The organism is Pseudonocardia benzenivorans CB1190, from assembly GCF_000196675.2.
Classification (GTDB): domain Bacteria; phylum Actinomycetota; class Actinomycetes; order Mycobacteriales; family Pseudonocardiaceae; genus Pseudonocardia; species Pseudonocardia benzenivorans.
On the sequence record NC_015312.1, the window covers coordinates 2,180,860 to 2,196,632 of the forward strand.

A 15,773-nucleotide genomic window follows, 5' to 3' on the forward strand; every position below is an offset into this window, starting at 1 on the left:
CCGACCGCGCCGCTCACGGCCCGCCGTCGTCGAGGGCGGCGCGCAGGATCGCGCGGCCGTTCCAGCGCATCAGCTCCAGCGCCTCCTCACGGGGGTAGCGGGCGACGTCGACCAGCCAGACGAACGCCTCGATACCCGTCGCCGCGCGGATCGCGACGGCGAGCCGGTCGCGGTCGACGTCCGGGTGGGTGGCGGCGAGCGGTTCCAAGGCGTCGGCCAGCCAGCCGATGACGCGCCCGCGGCGCAGTACCGGGCCGGTCGGCTCGGCGCCGGGTTCGAGCGACAGCCGCAGCGCCGCCCGCAGCTGCATCTCCCAGTCCCGGACGATCCGGTTCGTCGCAGCCAGCAGCAGGTCCAGGCGCTGCACCGGGTCGTCGGGCGGGTCGTCGGGCAGCAGCGAGTCCTGGTCGACCTCGGGGTAGGCGGCGGCGACGAGGGCCCGCTGGTTCGGGAAGTACCGGTACGCCGTGGTCCGGGAGACCGCGGCCGCCTCGGCAGCCTCCTCGACGGTCGGCGTCGTCCCGTGGGACAGCAGCTCGCGGGCGGCGGCGACGAGCGCGGATCGGGTGCGGGCCTTCTGGTTGCGCCGGCCGGTGAGCTCGTACGGAAGTGCCTCTGACGCCATCGAAGCCATTGACGGTCACGGTACCATGGTGTCCTTCATGGTACTCAAGTCCCGCGAAGGTGGAGGTGTCGTATGAGCACGGACACGACGAGCGCGGCGTCGAGCACCGACCCGGTCGTCACCGACCCCGGCCTGTACTCGGTGGTGTTCGAGAACGAGCGCGTGCGGGTGCTGGAGTACCGCGACGAGCCGGGCGACCGGACGTGCGAGCACACCCACCCCGACATGGTGATCATCCCGTTGGCCACGTTCCGGCGCCGGCTCACCGTCGACGGCCGCACGGTCGAGGTCGAGAAGACCCTGCACGAGGCCGGGTGGGTCGACGCGCAGACCCACATCGGCGAGAACATCGGCGACGTGCCGACGCACGCGCTGTTCGTCGAGCTGAAGTAGCGGCGCTCAGCCGTTCACGGGGGAGACCGACACGATCTCGCCGCGGACCGTCACGATGATCATGCCGCTCTGCCGGTGCTCGTTGGAGACGTAGATCCCGAGCTGGTCGGCCGGACGCGTCGGGAAGCCGAAGACCATGTAGGTCGACGTCGGATCGGTGACGCCGACCCGCTCCGGTGCCTCCGCGAGCAGCCTGCGCAGGGCCGCCTGGTCGACGGTGGCGAGGTCGACGAGCGGGTCGTCGAGCTTGCGGTTCCCGCCCATCGACGCGTCGGACTTCCGCGGCGGGTAGTCGACGCGGCGGGTGTGCCGCGGATCGTCGGGCTCGAGGACCTCGATCCGTGCGTACGTCGGATAGACCGTCGCCCCGACGACCGTCGTGCCGCGGTGCTCGGTCCGCAGCCACGAGAGCATCGCGTCCCAGCCCGCGGCGGTGAACAGCGGTCCCTGCGTCGGTGCGCCGTCCGCCGCGGCCGCCCCGGGAGGCCCCGCCACGGGATCGACCGACCGCCCGACGCTGCACAGCGTCACCACCAGCGCGACGACCAGCACACCCGCGAGGCCGACGAACCACACGCCGGCGCGGGAGCGGCGGCGCGGGCGCGGGGCCGGTGGCGGCGGCGCGCCCTGGAGGTCCGCGGTGAGCACAGCGAGCTCGGCCAGGGTGGTCGCCGTCATCGCCGCCGCGACGCGCTCGCGGTGTTCCACGGTGTCGAGCTGCCCGTCGACCAGCGCGCTGTCGAGCGCCGCGCAGGTCGCCGACCGGTCGGCGTCGCGGGCGCGGGTGGCGCGCCGCGCCGCCCCACTGCTCACGTCGCCCGCCGTGATCGGGGCGGGGTGCCCGCCGACGACGACCGGGGTGACCCGTACCTGCGCGAAGGTGACATCTCTGCCTTTCGTGAGGCGCTGAGAATAGACGCGCGGCCGGGACCGATGAGTCGGGGCGGTCGAATCGGTCCATCCGGGCATGACGCCCGTTTCTTCTCCGGCGTTGCCGCGGGCCGTGGTCGACGCCGCGGTGGCCGCGGAACGGGAGGACTCCGGCTGGACCGACGGCGAGGGCGCCGAGCTGACGTCGTCCTGCTGGTGGTCGCGTCGGGGCGCCCGGCGGGCCTCGGGGCGCCGGCCGGCCCGGGGGTGGACGTCGTCGCGGAGAGGCTGGGCGCCGGCTGAGGCGGCCGGCGGCGGGAGCGCGCGGTTCGTCCGGGCCCGGCGGACGGTCGATCGTGAGCAGCCGCGTACAGCTCGTCGGCCCAGCCTGCGCAGGCGTCGGCCTGCCGCGTGCCGTCCGGCGGATCTTGCCGGCGTGGGAGACGCTGGGGGCGATGCCGCACACCACGGGTCCGCAACTCCCTGCGCCGCAGTCCACCGCGTCTCCGGCCGCCGCTCTCGACGAGCGTGGGCTGCGGCGCGTCCTCGTCGTGCTGTGCCTGACCCAGGTCGTCGGCTGGGGCGTCCTGTACTACGCGTTCCCGGTGCTCGCACCGTCGATCGCCGACGACACGGGCTGGTCGGTCGCGACCGTCACCGCCGCGTTCTCCGCAGGACTCGTGGTGTCGGCCGTCGTCGGGATCGGGACGGGCCGGGCGCTCGACCGGATCGGGCCGCGGCCGGTCATGACCGCGGGCTCGGTCCTCGCGGCACCGGCGATCGCCGGGGTGGCGTTCGCGCCGTCGTTCCCGCTGTTCGTGGCGGCGTGGCTGGTGGCGGGCGTCGCGATGTCGGCGACGCTGTACCCGCCCGCGTTCGCCGCGCTGACCCGCTGGTGGGGGCCGCGCCGGGTCACCGCGCTCACCGCCGTCACGATGCTCGGCGGGCTGGCCGGGACGGTGTTCGCGCCCCTGTCGGCGACGTTGCTCGATCATCTCGGCTGGCGCCACGCCTACCTGGTGCTGGCGGTGGTGCTCGCGCTGGTGACGGTCCCTGCGCACCTGGTCGGGCTGCGTGGGCCGTGGCCCGCCGCCCCGCGCGCGGACACCTCCGACGACGGCCCCGCGCCCCGGGCCGTCGTGCGCAGCAGGGCGTTCGTGCTGGTGGTGGCCGCCGTCGCGCTGGGCACGTTCACGTCGTTCGCGGTACTGGTCAACCAGGTGCCGCTGCTGATCGAGCGCGGCCTGTCGACGCACGCCGCGGCCTGGGCGCTGGGTCTCGCCGGGGTCGCGCAGCTCGTCGGGCGGCTGGGATACCGGCATGTGACGGGACGGCTGAGCGCGCCCACGCGTGCCGTCGTCATCCTCGCCGCCACCGCGGTGACGGCCGCCCTGCTCGCCCTCGTCCCCGGCCCCGCCGCGCTGCTGTTCGGGGCGTCGCTGCTGATGGGCGTGAGCCGCGGGATCGTGACGCTGCTGCAGGCCACCGCCGTCAGCGACCGCTGGGGTACCGCGCACTACGGCCGGCTCAACGGGATCCTCTCGGCGCCGGTGACCGTCGCGACCGCGCTGGCGCCGTGGGCCGGGGCCGCGCTCGCCGGCGTGTTCGGTGGGTACCCGCCGGTGTTCTGGCTGCTCGCCGGCTGTGCGGCGCTCGGTGCGGTGCTCGCGCTCGGGACCTCGACCGGTCCCGGCGGCGCCCGGTCGGGGCGGGCAGCTGACACCGGCCCGAGCCGGCACGACGGCGCTGCCGCCGCGCAGGAATGACCCGACCCATGCCCCGACCCTGCCCCCGGGACGTTTCGTCGCCGCTCGAACGGTCGACGGTCGGCTAGCGTCGGCGGGACCCGGGACAGGACGACCCGGGCAGGGCGACATGGGGGAGCGCGCATGACCACGACGGTCGCGACGGAGCCGGTGGCCGAACGGCCCGGCCGGGGGATGCAGCTCGCAGACCGGGTGCTCGACCGTGTGTGGCGGCTGCCGTCCGGCGGCCGGTACACCGTCACCCGCGGCCTGCGCGCGCCGATGCGCGACGGCGTCGAACTGATCGGCGACCTCTACACCCCGGCCGACGTCGAGCCCCTCTGCACGATCCTCGTCCGCGGCCCGTACGGGCGCACCACCCTCAACAGCCTCGCGTTCGCCCGCGTCTACGCCGCGCGCGGCTGGCAGGTCCTGCTGCAGAGCGTGCGCGGGACGTTCGGGTCGGGCGGGGCGTTCGACCCGATGCGGCGCGAGATCGAGGACGGCCAGGACACGGTCGCGTGGATGCGCGGGCAGCCGTGGTTCGACGGCACCTTCGCCACCCTCGGCCTGTCCTACCTGGGCTTCACCCAGTGGGCCCTGCTCATGGACCCGCCGCCGGAGCTGGCCGCGTCGGTCGTCGTCGTCGGCCCGCACGACTTCAACCTCTCCGCGCACGGCATCGGCTCGTTCTCGCTGGCCGACTTCCTGGGCTGGAGCGACATGGTCGCCCACCAGGAGGAGGGCACGCTGCTGCGGCGGCTCGTGCGCGAGCGCTCGGCCGCGCGCCGCCAGCAGTCGGCGATGGACGGCATCCCGCTCGTCGCCTCGGGGGAGGCGCTGCTCGCGGGGAAGGCGCCCTGGTATCGCGACTGGGCCTCGCGGCCCGAGCCCTCCGACCCGTTCTGGCGGCCGATGCAGCTCTCCGCCGCGCTCGACCGCGTCCGCACCCCCGTTCTGCTCGTCGGCGGCTGGCAGGACCTCTTCATCCGCCAGACCCTCCAACAGTGGACCCACCTGCACGGGCGTGGTCTGGACGTGGCGCTCACCGTCGGTCCCTGGACGCACGCCGACGCCGCGGCCCGCGGTGGCGGGCGCGTGGTCAAGGAGGCGTTGGACTTCCTCGGGTCCCGTGTCGCGGGGCGGCCCGCCACCCGCCCGACGCCGGTGCGCGTCTACGTGACCGGTGCCGACCCCGGGTGGCGCGGCTCGACCGACTGGCCGCCCCCGACGACGCCGCGCAGCCTCTACGTCGAGCCCGGTCGTGGGCTGGCGGCGGCCGCGTCGGGACGCCCCGCCGCGCCGGTCACGTTCACCTACGACCCCGCCGACCCCACCCCCGCGCTCGGTGGGCCGCTCCTCGACCCCAAGGCCTCCGGCGTCGTCGACAACGGCCCGCTGGAGGCGCGCGCGGACGTCGTGACGTTCACCGGCGAGGCGTTGACCGAGACGGTCGAGGTCGCGGGGACGATCGTCGTCGAGCTCGCGCACCGCAGCGACAACCCGCACGCCGACCTCTTCGTGCGCATCTGCGACGTCGACGAGCGCGGCCGCTCGTTCAACGTCACCGACGGCTTCGCCCGGCTCACCGACGCCGACCGCGAGCAGGTCGTGCGCGTCGAGCTGGCCGGGACCGCGCACCGGTTCGGCCCCGGCCACCGGATCCGGCTGCAGGTCTCCGGGGGCGCGCACCCGCGGCTGGCCCGCAACCTCGGTTCGGGAGAGCCCGCCGCCACGGGCTCGACGCTGCGCCCCTCGGCCCGCACACTCCCCGTCGACGGCCGCTCCCGGGTGCTGCTGCCGGTCGTCGGCTGACGGCACGGCGTCCCGCTCCCGACCGGCCGACCGAGCGGTCGTGTCCTCAGCGGGCGCCGCGCAGGGCGCCGATCCCGAGGTCCCCGGCCGACCTGGCCGGCGCGGGCTCGGCGGCCGCGGCGGCGGTCCGGGCGGGCGGCGGGTCGTCGAGCATCGCCGTCGACGGCACGAAGAACAGGTTGCCGGTGACGGCCGTCGAGACCTCCAGCAGCCGATCCGTGTTGCCCACCGGTTCGCCGACGAACATCCTGGTCAGCATGCGTTCGGGGACGTCGGGGTCGGCGGCGTACCCGATGAAGTACGTGCCGTACTCGCCGCGGGCGATCGACCCGAACGGCATGTTGTCGCGCAGGATCTCCCGCTCGGTCCCGTCCTCCTCGACGATCTGCGTGAGCGCGACGTGGGAGTCCGAGGGCTGGGTCTGCTCGTCGAGCTCGACGTCGTCGAGCATCCGCCGCCCGACGGCATGTTCGCGCGCCTCGACGCTCTGCGCCTGCCAGGCGCCGAGGTCGTGCAGGTACTTCTGGGTCATGACGTACGAGCCCCCCGCGAAGTCGGGGTCCTCGGCGCCGATCAGGACCGCGGCGGCGGCGTCGTCGCCGGTGGGGTTCTCGGTGCCGTCGACGAACCCCAACAGGTCACGACGGTCGAAGTAGCGGAACCCGTGCACCTCGTCGACCACGTCGACGGCGGCGCCGAGGCGGTCGCGGACGAGCCGCGCCAGCTCGAAGCACGGGTACAGGCGCAGGGCGCGGACGTGCAGGAACAGGTCGCCAGGTGTCGACGGCGCGTGGTGGCGGCCGCCGACGACCTCACGGAAGGGATGCAGGCCGGCGGGGCGCGGACCGTCGAAGGTCCGGTCCCACAGGTCGGAGCCGATCCCGACGATGCAGGTCAGTCCCTCGTCCGGGAGCCGGAAGCCGACCGACCGGACGATCCCGGCCAGCTCGGGCAGCAGGTCCCGGACGGTCTGCTCGCCGCCGTCGGCCACGGTCAGGGTGAGGAACACCGCGCTCTCGGTGAGCGGCGAGAGCACCGCCTGCGGCTGGGGGTCCACCGGCACGCGTGTCTCCGATCGTCGGCCGGCCGCCGGGCCCGTCCCGGCAGCCGCCGCCGATCTTCCCGACGCCCACGTCCTTCCCGCAACGGATTGCCGAGTTCTGAGACACCGCACATCCCGGCGGTCGGGCCGGCCCGTGCGACGACTCCGGGAGCTCAGGAGGCCTTGCGCACCGCCGCGGCGAGCTCGTCGCGCGTCATCGACGACCGGCCGGGGACGTCGAGCTCGCGGGCCAGCGCGGTCAGCTCGGCCTTGGTCGCGTCGCGCAGGTCCGGTGCCTTCCCCGCCTTCGTGCGCGACGACCGGGACCCCGACTTCTTCGTGCCCTTCTCGGTGGCCTTCTTCTCGGTGGCCTTCTTCCCCGTCGCCTTCGTCCCGACACCGCCCCGCGACTGCTTCGCCTCGGACACGCTGCGCTCGAGCGCCGCGAGCAGGTCGGACATCTCCGTCGGGTCCGGCGGGGCGGACTCGACGACGGTCTCGTCGCCCTTGCGCTTGTCCTCGATCAGCTCGTCGACCCGGTCGCGGTAGGTGTCGCGGTAGCGCGTCGGGTCCCACGAGGTGCTCATCGAGTCGATCAGGCTCGTCGCCATCGCGAGCTCCTTGCCCTGCACCCGGACGCCTCCGGGCAGGTCGAGGTCGGTGGGGTCGCGCACCTCGTCGGCGAAGTACAGCGTCTGCAGGGCGAGGACGTCGCCGTCCGGTCGGACCGCCGCGAGGTACTCCTTGCCGCGCATGACGAACGTGCCCACGGCCGCGCGCCCGGACTCCCGCATCGCCCGCAGCAGCAGTGCGTACGGGCGGCCGTACTGCTCCTCGGTCGGGGCGAGCCAGTAGGTGCGTCGGAACCAGATGGGGTCGATCTCGTCGAGCTCGACGAAGTCGGCGATCTCCAGGTTGCGAGAGCGGCCGGGCGCGATCGCATCCAGCTCGTCGGGTTCCACGACGACGTGCTCGCCGTCGCCGACGTCCGCCCCCTTGACGATGTCGTCGAAGTCGACCTCGTCGCCGGTCCGCTCGTTGACCCGCTGGTTGCGCACGCGGTCCGACGTCCCGCGCTCGAACTGGTGGAAGTGGATCGTGTGGTCCGACGTCGCCGGGAACAGCCCGACCGGGATCGACACCAGGCCGAACGTGATCGAGCCGGTCCAGATCGCGCGCGCCATGCCGGGGCCTCCTCGGGTGTCGGTCGGGCGTGTCGGCGCCCGGGATCTCCCTACCCGCACCGGCCCGGTCGTACGCCCTCGACGGGTAACGTGCGGGACGGCACGGACGACGGCATCGACGCACGGTGGCGAGGCGAGGAGCACGATCGGTGATGACGGACCCCTGGACGTCCGGAGCGCCCGAACCGGTGCTGGTGACGATCGGCGACATCACCGTCACCCCGTCCTGGGTGGTCACGCCGGGGGGCAGCGCCCCGGTGTCGTCGGTGCAGTGGCACGTCACGGACATGTCGGTGACCACGCGTGAGATCCCGACGTGGGCGATCGTGTGCGCGGTGATCTTCTTCCTGTTCTGCTTCCTCGGGCTGCTGTTCCTGCTGGCCAAGGAGGAGCGGACCGTCGGCAGCGTGCAGGTCGTCGCCCAGGCGCCGGGGTTGCTGTACTCGACGCAGATTCCGGTCTGGTCGCTGCACCAGGTCCACGACGTCAACGGCCGCGTGAACTACGCCCGCTCGATCGCGATGACCGGCCGGTGAGGGCGGCGCCCGCGGCGCTCACCCCGGGCCGCGCGGTCGCGGGCTACGTGGTCGTCGCGGCGTGGGCGGGCGCCCGGTCGTGGCCGGTGGCGTGCCCGTGGCGCAGGCTCACCGGCCGGGCCTGCCCGGTGTGCGGGCTGACCCGGTCGGTGGCACTGGCGTGGCGAGGGCGGTGGCGGGAGTCGTTCGCGGCGCACCGGCTGGGCGTGCCGCTCGTCGTCGCCGTCGCCGCCCGAGTGCTCGTCAGGCCCGTGCCAGGTTCTCGCGCAGGGTCGCGCCCGCGTAGTCGCGCTGCATGAGCCCGCGCTCCTGGAGCACCGGCACGACCATCCGCACGAACTCCTCGAACGCCCCGGGCAGGTGCGTCGCGGCGAGCACGAAACCGTCGCAGGCCTCCGTCTCGAACCACTCCTGCATCTGGTCGGCCACGTCGACGGGCGTCCCGACGAACCGCGGCCCCTGCAGCAGCGTCGCGCGGTGCGCGGCCAGGTCGCGGACGGTGACCTCGCGGCCCAGGTGTGCGCGCACACCCTCGGCCAGCCCGCGGATGCCCGAGCTCGCCTCGATCATCTCGGCGGTCACCGGGTCGTCGAGGTCGTGCTTGGCGAAGTCGTAGTTGAGCAGCTCCGACAGCAGCGCGAGCGAGGCGAGCGGGTGGACGTAGCGCTCCAGGAACAGCCGTTCCTTCTCCAGCGCGATGTCGCGGGTCTCGCCGACGACGGCGTAGGCCATCGGGAGGATCTTCACCGAGCCGGGGTCGCGGCCCGCCGCGGCGACGCGGTCCTTCTGGTCGCGGTAGTGGGTACGCGCGACCTCCAGCCCCGGGTCGCCGGTGAACACGACGTCTGCCCAGGACGCGGCGAACTCACGGCCCCGCCCGGACGACCCCGCCTGCAGGATCGTCGGCCGGCCCTGCGGCGGCCGCGGCACGGTCAGCGGCCCGCGCACGGTGAACCACGTCCCCTCGTGCCGGATCTCGTGGACCTTGTCGGGGTCGGCGAAGATCCCGGACTCGCGGTCGAGTACCAGCGCGTCGGCCTCCCACGACTCCCACAGCGCGACGACGGCCTCCATGAACTCGTGCGCCCGGTCGTAGCGCTCGTCGTGGCCGAGGTGCGACTTCAGCCCGAAGTTCTGGGCCTCCGAGTCGTTGATCGAGGTCACGACGTTCCAGGCCGCCCGTCCCTTCGACAGGTGGTCGAGGGTCGCGAACGTGCGGGCCACGTGGAACGGGTCGAAGTAGGTCGTCGAGTAGGTGGCGCCGACGCCGATGTCGCGGGTGGCCCCGATGATCCCGCCGAGCACGGCGGTGAGGTCGAGCTTGACCGGCCGCGCACCGTAGCGGACCGCGTCGGCCACCGAGTCGCCGTAGACGCCGGGCATCGCGAGGCGGTCGTCGAAGAAGACCATGTCGAAGCGGCCGTGCTCGAGCGTGCGCGCGATGTGGGTGTAGTAGTCGAGGTCGAGGAAGCCCAGATCGGCCGACGGGTAGCGCCACGATCCCGAGTAGACGGTCACGTTGCCCGCCTGCATGAAGCCGACCATCGTCATCCTGCGCGGCTGCGACGTCATTGCGGCTCTCCCGTGGTCATGCCGAGCAGCTCGGCGGTGGCGGTGATCGTGGCGGCGTGGCGCAGGTGCGCGGCGTCGACGAGCATCCCGTCGAGCCCGGTGGCGCCCTTCCCGGAGCGTTCGGCCTCGCGGTAGGCCTCGACGATGCGCCGGGAGCGCTCGATGTCCTCCGGCGTCGGGGCGAACGCCTCGTTGGCGATCCCGACCTGCGAGGGATGGATCGCCCACTTCCCGACGTACCCCATCGCGGCCGCCCGGTCGCAGACCAGCCGGTAGGCGTCGGGGTCGCGGTAGTTGGGGAACGGGGCGTCGATCGCGTCGACCCCGGCCGAGCGGGCGGCGACGACCACGCGGGCCCTGGCGTAGTGCCACATGTCGCCCGGGTAGTCGACGACCGGGTCGAAGTTGCCGTCGACGCGCGCGCCCTGCGAGGCCGAGAAGTCGCCGACGCCGAAGATGATCGCCTCCAGCCGGTCCGACGCCCTGGCGATCTCGCCGACGTTCTCCAGCCCCTCGGTCTCCTCGATCAGCACCTCCAGCCCGACGCGGTGCTCCAGCCCGAGCGTCGCCTCCAGCTGGGTGAGCAGCACGTCGACCCACCAGACGTCGCGGGCCCGGCGGACCTTGGGGACGATGATCACGTCGAGGGCCTCGCGGGCGATCGTGAGCACCTCGATGACGTCGCCGTAGGCCCATCGGGTGTCGACGCCGTTCATCCGGATCGCCCGGGTCGTGCGGCCCCAGTCGAGGTCGCGCAGCGCGGCGCCGGCCTTGCCTCGGGCGGCCTCGCGCTCGGCGGGGGCGCAGGCGTCCTCCAGGTCGAGGAACACCAGGTCCGCGCCGGAGGCCGCGGCCTTCGCGAACATCTTCTCGTTGCTGGCCGGCGTGGCCAGCTCGGACCTGCGGGGTCGCACGGGACGTTCCGGCACGGAGCGCCTCCTCGTCGGGGTCGTCGGGGTCATCGGCTCATCGGGGGACGGACCTCAGATGACGCCGCGGTCGCGCAGCGTCGTGATCTCGGCCGACGACAGGCCCAGCAGGCCGCCGTACACGTCGTCGTTGTGGGCGCCGAGCGGGGCGCCGAGGTGCTCGATGCCGCCCGGGGTGGCCGACATCCGTGGCACCGGCGCCTGCACGCGCATCGCGCCGAGCTCGTCGTCGGACAGGGTCGGGTAGACGTCGCGGGCGGTGAGCTGGGGGTCGGCGAGCAGCTGCGGGGCGTCGTAGATCGGGGCGGCGGCGACCTCGGCCTCCTCGAAGACGGCCATCGCCTCGTCGAGGGTGTGCGCGCCGATCCACTCGGCCATCACCGCGTCGATCTCCGGGGCGTGCTTGAGTCGTTGCTGCGCCTCGGCGAACCGCGGTTCCGACGTGAGGTCCGGGCGTCCGACGGCGCGCAGTGCCCGCATCGCGATCGACGGGGCGCTGCCCGACATGGCCAGCCACTTGCCGTCGGAGGTGCGGTAGGTGTTGCGCGGCGCGGAGATGTCCCAGCGGTTGCCCATCCGGGTGGGGACCTCGCCGAGCTGGTCGTAGGTCAGCACCGGCTGCTCCAGCAGCCGCGCCAGCGGCTCGATCAGGTTGACGTCGATCAGCTGCCCGGCGCCGCCGCGGGCGTCGCGGTGGTAGAGCGCCATCATGACCGCGTAGGTCGCGGTCAGCGCGGCGACGCCGTCGGCGAGCATGAACGCGGGCAGCGTGGGCGGGCCGTCGGGGTGGCCGGTCATGTGCGCGAACCCGCTCATCGCCTCGCCGAGGGTCCCGAACCCGGGGCGGTCGCTCTTCGGCCCGCCGGCGCCGTAGCCGGTGACGTGCAGCATCACCAGCCCGGGGTGCTCGGGGGCCAGCGCGTCGTAGGACAGTCCCCACCGTTCCAATGTGGACGGCCGCAGGTTGACCACCAGGACGTCCGCCGACCGGGCGAGCCGGCGCAGCAGGTCGCGGCCGGCCTCCTCGCGCAGGTTCAACGTCACCGACTTCTTGTTGCGCCCCAGGCTCTTCCACATCAAGCCGACGCCGTCGCGCTGGGCGCCCCACTGCCGCAGCGGGTCGCCGCCGTCCGGCTGCTCGATCTTGATCACCTCGGCGCCGAACTCGCCCAGCCAGGTCGCGACGAGCGGGCCCGCGGCGAGCGTCGCCGCGTCGATGACGCGCAGCCCGGCGAGCGGTCCGGCGGCGGGGGAGGGGGTCACGTGCGCTCCTGTCGACGATCGGTCTGGTGTTCGGGTACCCCGCTCGGCGGAGCGGTCGAGCCGCCGGGGTGCAGTCGGGGGGCGACGAGCACGGGCCCGGGTCCGGGCGGTCCCGCTGCGGGCGGGTCCAGGAGGTCGAGCAGCAGCCGCGCGACCTGCCTGGCGAGCCCGCCGTAGTCGACGGCGATCGTGGTGAGCGGGGGATCGGCCAGCGCGAACCACTCCGGGTCGCCGTAGACGACGAGCGAGAGGTCGTCGGGCACCCGGCACCCGCGTGCCAGCACCGCCGTCGCCGCCGCGACCGAGAGCGAGCCACTCGCGACGATCAACGCCGTCGGCGGCGGTCCCGGGCCGTCGAGCAGCCGCGCGACGCCCAGGGTGCCGTTGTCGCGGGTGGGTGCGAGCAGCAGCGTGCGCGACGGCGCCGGCTCGAGCCCGGCGGCGGCGAGACCGCGGCGCCAGCCCCGTAGCCGGGCCGCGCCGTTGGACAGCGCGACCGGTGTTCCCAGGAACGCGATGTCGGTGTGCCCCAGGGCGGCCAGGTGTGCGACGGTGTCGACCACCGCCTGCTCGTCGTCGCTGAACACCCCCGGCGCCTGCAGGCCCCCGGCTCGGTGCAGTTCGACGACGGGCATCGTCGCCAGCAGCTCGCGGCTCGCGTCGAGCATTCCGGTCGTGGCGGAGATGACGAGCCCGGAGATCCGGCTGGCCGCGAGCTCGCGCAGCTGGTCGAGCTCGCGTCGCGGGTCGTCGCCGGTGATCGTGAGGATCATCTGCGTGCCGCGGTCGGCCAGGACCCCGGCGCACTCCGCGGCGACCGCCGAGTAGGCGAGCGTGTCGACGTACGGGACGACGAACCCGACGAACGCGTCGCTCGTCGTCGACGCGAGGGCGCGGGCGAGCCGGTTGGGGACGTAGCCGCGCGCCTCGGCGTGGGCGCGGATCCGGGCGGCGAGCTCGGGCCGGACCGCGCCGCTGCCGTTGAGCGCGCGCGAGACCGTCGCCGTGGAGACGCCGAGCTCGCGTGCGAGGTCGACGACCCCGACGGCGCCCCGTCGCCCCCGTCCCGTCATGACCGTCCCGTCGTCGTCCGTGCGGTGTAAAGGCTTACATTCCGCGGTCCCGGCAGTAGACCATCGTCACGCGGTGAGGGCAACACCGACCGACCGGACGGTCGTGTCGTCGGCTATTCTCGCTGGTCCGAGCGAGTGAAGGAGGGGACCCATGAAGGCGGCGCCCCAGGGTACGGCCCGGCGGGCCGAGATCGTCGCGGCGGCCGCCCGGCTGTTCGACGAGCGCGGCTATCACGCCACGTCGATGGACGACATCGCCGCGGCCGTGGGGATCAAGAAGCCCACCCTCTACCACCACGTGCAGAGCAAGACCCAGATCGTCATCTGGATCCACGACGAGCTCGTCCACGACCTCACCGACCGGCTCGAGCAGCGTGTGGCCGACAAGCTCCCGCGCGCGGAGATTCTGCTGCGCGTCATGGACGACATCCTCGGCCTGCTGGAGACGCGCCCCGGGCACCTGCGTGTCTACTTCGAACACCACCGCGAGATCCCGGGCGAGGAGGGGCGGGTGGCCCGGGAGATGCGCGACCGCTACACCGAGACCGTCCGGCAGCTGATCGAAGAGGGCGCCGCCGCGGGCGAGTTCCGCGTCGAGAACCCCGGCCTGACGACGTTCGCCTTCTTCGGCATGTGCAACTGGGCCTACCAGTGGTACCGCCCCGGCGGTCCGCTCACCCACCAGGTCATCGCCCGCTACTTCTGGCAGATCTTCATGTCGGGCATCGCCACCGGCCCCGAGGTCCTGGAGGGCCACGCCGACCGCCTCGACGTCTGACCCGCGCTGTCGTCGGTCAGGGATGGCGAGGGGCGTCGCGAGCCGACCGGATCCTGGCACGCACGCACGCACGCGCGCACGCTCGTCGTCGCAGCCGGCGGCCGGCCGACGGCCCCCGGGCGGACGTCCGGTCTCGTCCTGGTGGGCGGCGGGCGTGATGTCGTAGCGTGACCCCGACCGTCTGGTCGGTCGGGCGACGGGGCCCGGTCGCGGTCGTACCCCGGAGCCGGGGAACAGCCCAGGAGGTCCCGTGACCCGCGTCGCCCGACCGGTTCCGACCCGCCCGCGCAGGCTCCGCGACTCGGGCTGGACGCTGCACGGCATCCTCGCCGCGGCGGCCGCGGCCGAGCCGGACCGGCCCGCCGTCGAGTTCACCGGTGCCCGCGGTTTCACCACCGCCGAGCTGCACGAGGCCGTCGGCGGGATGGCTGCGACGTTGCGCGCGAGGGGGATCGGGCGCGGTGACCGGGTGGCGCTGCTCGTCGGCAACCGCCCCGAGTTCCTCACGACGTTCCTCGCGTGCTCGGCCCTCGGCGCCGTCGCGGTGCCGCTCAACACGGCGTTGCGCGGCCGGGCGCTCGCCGAGACGCTGCGCCAGTTCCTGCCGTGCCCGCTCGTCACCGAGGCGGCCCTCGCCCCGAACCTCACCGCGCTGACCGGTGACGCGGCGCCGACCGCGCTCTGGTCGGTGGATGCCCTGCCGGGTGCGCACCGGCTGGAGCCTGCCGCGGAGCCCGTCATGCCGGCGCCGGACATCCAGCCGTGGGACGTCGCGACGATCCTGCTGACGTCGGGGACGACGGGCCTGTCGAAGGGCGTCATGTGGAGCCACGCCACCGCCCTCACCTTCGCGGACACCTCGACGTGGGTCATGGGCTACACCGCCGACGACGTGATCCACACCTGCCTGCCGCTCTTCCACATCAACGCGCTGCTGACGGCGCTGGTCCCGGGCCTGCTGACCGGCGCGAAGGTCGTCGTGGCACCGCGTTTCGGGGTGCGGACGTTCTGGTCGGACCTCGCCGACTGCGGCGCGACCGTCACGAACATGATGGGCGCCATGGGCGCGCTGTTGTGGCGGCAGGAGCCCACGCCCGCCGAGACCGCGCACCGGCTGCGGCTGGCGATGGTGCTGCCGCTGCCCGCCGACCGGCACGAGTTCGAGCGCCGGTTCGGCGTTCCGACGACCGAGGTCTACGGCTCCACCGACACCGGGATGCCGATCGGCATCCCCTTCGGTGAGCGCCGGCCCGGGTCGTGCGGGAAGCCCGCCCCTGGGTTCGCCGTCGATCTCGTGGACGCCGACGACGAGCCCGTCGGACCGGGCGAGCTGGGCGAGCTCGTGACCCGTCCGACGGCCGCGTTCGCGGGCACGCTCGGCTACTGGCGCAACCCCGAGCACACCGCGCAGGTACTGCGCAATCAGTGGTTCCACACCGGTGACCTGCTGCGACGCGACGACGAGGGCTGGTACTACTACGTCGACCGCGGCAAGGACGCGCTGCGGGTGTCGGGGGAGAACGTCTCGAGCGTCGAGGTCGAACGCGCGCTGCTGCGCCATCCCGACGTCGCCGAGGCCGCGGTGTTCGGGCTGCCGGGAGAGTTCGGCGAGGACGCCGTCGCGGCGGCCGTGGTCCCGCGGCCGGGGCGGACGGTCGACCCCGCGCAGCTGCGCGCGTTCGTCACCCCCGATCTGCCGTACTTCGCCGTGCCGCGCTACCTCGACGTGCGGGAGTTCCTGCCGCGCACCGCGACAGAGAAGGTGCGCAAGGCCGAGCTGCGCGCGGAGGGCCTGCGGCCTGGGATGTGGGACGGCGGCCCGTCGAGACGCTCGTGAGGCGCCCGGCCTCCCTCCGGCGCGCCGGGCCCCCGAGCGCAACCTGACGGTCCTCGCGCGGCCGTTCCGCAACGGTGAGGTTGCGGCCGGGCCGTGGCGCGCAACCTGACG

15 protein-coding genes are annotated in these 15,773 nt (G+C 73.9%); 7 read left to right on the plus strand and 8 right to left on the minus strand.

The window, feature by feature from the left end; translation table 11 throughout:
- Nucleotides 1-13 precede the first annotated feature (13 nt).
- Nucleotides 14-634: a TetR family transcriptional regulator gene (locus tag PSED_RS10430; protein WP_233899383.1), complete on the minus strand. Its 621-nt coding sequence runs from the start codon at nucleotides 632-634 to the stop codon at nucleotides 14-16.
- A 63-nt stretch (nucleotides 635-697) separates the two neighbouring features.
- On the opposite strand from PSED_RS10430, the gene PSED_RS10435 reads away from it, so the two are divergent.
- Entirely contained in the window at nucleotides 698-1,018 is a 321-nt protein-coding gene (locus tag PSED_RS10435; protein ID WP_013674205.1) for a cupin domain-containing protein, read from the plus strand.
- A gap of 6 nt (nucleotides 1,019-1,024) precedes the next feature.
- Here PSED_RS10435 and PSED_RS10440 read toward each other — a convergent pair whose 3' ends face one another.
- Entirely contained in the window at nucleotides 1,025-1,831 is an 807-nt protein-coding gene (locus tag PSED_RS10440; protein WP_041759486.1) for a DUF1707 domain-containing protein, read from the minus strand.
- 413 nt (nucleotides 1,832-2,244) lie between these two features.
- On the opposite strand from PSED_RS10440, the gene PSED_RS10445 reads away from it, so the two are divergent.
- Both PSED_RS10445 and PSED_RS10450 read left to right on the plus strand, forming a co-directional pair.
- Nucleotides 2,245-3,654, plus strand: a complete 1,410-nt coding sequence (locus PSED_RS10445) for an MFS transporter (protein ID WP_013674207.1) — start codon at nucleotides 2,245-2,247, stop codon at nucleotides 3,652-3,654.
- 123 nt (nucleotides 3,655-3,777) lie between these two features.
- Nucleotides 3,778-5,448 carry a CocE/NonD family hydrolase gene (locus PSED_RS10450; RefSeq protein ID WP_013674208.1) on the plus strand — a complete coding sequence of 557 codons (1,671 nt, stop codon included), beginning with the start codon at nucleotides 3,778-3,780 and terminating at the stop codon, nucleotides 5,446-5,448.
- A 46-nt stretch (nucleotides 5,449-5,494) separates the two neighbouring features.
- On the opposite strand, the gene PSED_RS10455 is transcribed toward PSED_RS10450, so the two are convergent.
- On the minus strand, nucleotides 5,495-6,511 hold the full coding sequence (locus PSED_RS10455) for a Dyp-type peroxidase (protein ID WP_013674209.1): 1,017 nt from the start codon (nucleotides 6,509-6,511) through the stop codon (nucleotides 5,495-5,497).
- A gap of 152 nt (nucleotides 6,512-6,663) precedes the next feature.
- A complete protein-coding gene (gene ku / locus PSED_RS10460; protein ID WP_013674210.1) occupies nucleotides 6,664-7,674 on the minus strand; it encodes a non-homologous end joining protein Ku in 1,011 nt (336 codons plus the stop codon).
- Nucleotides 7,675-7,826: 152 nt separating this feature from the next.
- On the opposite strand from ku, the gene PSED_RS10465 reads away from it, so the two are divergent.
- Both PSED_RS10465 and PSED_RS35630 read left to right on the plus strand, forming a co-directional pair.
- Nucleotides 7,827-8,210 carry a hypothetical protein gene (locus PSED_RS10465; protein WP_143770424.1) on the plus strand — a complete coding sequence of 128 codons (384 nt, stop codon included), beginning with the start codon at nucleotides 7,827-7,829 and terminating at the stop codon, nucleotides 8,208-8,210.
- 86 nt (nucleotides 8,211-8,296) lie between these two features.
- The gene (locus tag PSED_RS35630) at nucleotides 8,297-8,509 is read left to right on the plus strand and encodes a DUF2752 domain-containing protein (protein WP_407692848.1); all 213 of its coding nucleotides are present in this window, start codon (nucleotides 8,297-8,299) and stop codon (nucleotides 8,507-8,509) included.
- On the opposite strand, the gene PSED_RS10470 is transcribed toward PSED_RS35630, so the two are convergent.
- From PSED_RS10470 to PSED_RS10485, 4 genes are read right to left on the minus strand one after another with little or no spacing between them, the layout of a single operon-like run.
- Complete coding sequence (locus PSED_RS10470) at nucleotides 8,454-9,782, minus strand: LLM class flavin-dependent oxidoreductase (RefSeq protein WP_013674212.1); 1,329 nt, start codon at nucleotides 9,780-9,782, stop codon at nucleotides 8,454-8,456. The two genes, PSED_RS35630 and PSED_RS10470, sit on opposite strands and share 56 nt — an antisense overlap.
- Nucleotides 9,779-10,711 carry an HpcH/HpaI aldolase/citrate lyase family protein gene (locus tag PSED_RS10475; protein WP_013674213.1) on the minus strand — a complete coding sequence of 311 codons (933 nt, stop codon included), beginning with the start codon at nucleotides 10,709-10,711 and terminating at the stop codon, nucleotides 9,779-9,781. The genes PSED_RS10470 and PSED_RS10475 overlap by 4 nt, the downstream gene beginning before the upstream one ends.
- Before the next feature lie 54 nt (nucleotides 10,712-10,765).
- A complete protein-coding gene (locus tag PSED_RS10480) occupies nucleotides 10,766-11,974 on the minus strand; it encodes a CaiB/BaiF CoA transferase family protein (protein WP_013674214.1) in 1,209 nt (402 codons plus the stop codon).
- Entirely contained in the window at nucleotides 11,971-13,047 is a 1,077-nt protein-coding gene (locus PSED_RS10485; protein WP_013674215.1) for a LacI family DNA-binding transcriptional regulator, read from the minus strand. Before PSED_RS10485 ends, PSED_RS10480 begins: the two co-directional genes overlap by 4 nt.
- 151 nt (nucleotides 13,048-13,198) lie before the next feature.
- On the opposite strand from PSED_RS10485, the gene PSED_RS10490 reads away from it, so the two are divergent.
- Both PSED_RS10490 and PSED_RS10495 read left to right on the plus strand, forming a co-directional pair.
- The gene (locus tag PSED_RS10490; protein ID WP_013674216.1) at nucleotides 13,199-13,825 is read left to right on the plus strand and encodes a TetR/AcrR family transcriptional regulator; all 627 of its coding nucleotides are present in this window, start codon (nucleotides 13,199-13,201) and stop codon (nucleotides 13,823-13,825) included.
- A gap of 250 nt (nucleotides 13,826-14,075) precedes the next feature.
- Nucleotides 14,076-15,662, plus strand: coding sequence for an AMP-binding protein (locus PSED_RS10495; protein WP_013674217.1), 1,587 nt, complete (start codon nucleotides 14,076-14,078; stop codon nucleotides 15,660-15,662).
- The last annotated feature ends 111 nt before the right edge of the window (nucleotides 15,663-15,773 follow it).